2 rRNA genes are annotated in these 424 nt (G+C 54.9%); both read left to right on the forward strand.

Annotation, left to right across the window (positions count from 1 at the left end):
- Nucleotides 1-136 (forward strand): 23S ribosomal RNA (locus tag AC1DBN_RS21525); the annotation flags it as partial.
- A 174-nt stretch (nucleotides 137-310) separates the two neighbouring features.
- Nucleotides 311-424, forward strand: a 5S ribosomal RNA gene (gene rrf, locus AC1DBN_RS21530); the annotation flags it as partial.

Below are 424 nucleotides of genomic sequence, written 5' to 3' on the forward strand. Positions count from 1 at the left end.
TCGAGATGAGATTTCCATACACATTTATGTGTGAGAGGCCCCCAGCCAGACCACTGGGTTGATAGGCCGGATGTGGAAGCGAGGACTAACGACTCGTGAAGCTGACCGGTACTAATAGGCCAACAACTTACACCACACAGATAAATACAAACTCTGCTTGCGTCCACTATGTGGTTCCCAACCAACAACCCTTTGTTGRCGGAACCAAACCACAAYTGAATACAACACCACACACCTGCCCCAGGGCAGGAATGTTGTAACCACAAATTTCCCAYACCACCCCCACGGGGTTGGTGACGGGTAGAAGGGTTACGGCGGTCATAGCGTGGGGGAAACGCCCGGTCCCATTCCGAACCCGGAAGCTAAGACCCACAGCGCCGATGGTACTGCACCCGGGAGGGTGTGGGAGAGTAGGACACCGCCG

This window comes from Pseudarthrobacter sp. 10T415, assembly GCF_056394175.1.